The following is a 250-nucleotide window of genomic DNA, read 5'->3' as shown; positions in this document are numbered from 1 at the left end:
CAGCGCCATACGAGCCGAACCCTTGATGATCGGCAGGTCGTCGCCCGGGAACTCGTACTTCGACAGGAGCTCGCGCACTTCCATTTCGACCAGTTCCAGCAGTTCTGCGTCGTCGACCAGGTCGCACTTGTTCAGGAACACGATGATGTACGGAACACCCACCTGGCGAGCCAGCAGGATGTGTTCGCGCGTCTGCGGCATCGGACCGTCAGCGGCCGAGCACACCAGGATCGCGCCGTCCATCTGGGCG

The 250-nt window shown here is 62.8% G+C and carries 1 protein-coding gene; it reads right to left on the bottom strand.

From position 1 onward, the window contains the following. On the bottom strand, nt 1-250 hold a 250-nt coding region (locus ASC93_RS32100; protein ID WP_229412644.1), incomplete at both ends, for a GTP-binding protein.

This window comes from Massilia sp. Root335 (genome assembly GCF_001425685.1).
In the GTDB taxonomy this organism is placed as follows: domain Bacteria; phylum Pseudomonadota; class Gammaproteobacteria; order Burkholderiales; family Burkholderiaceae_D; genus Telluria; species Telluria luteola.
This window is presented reverse-complemented; position numbering and strand designations above follow the sequence as displayed.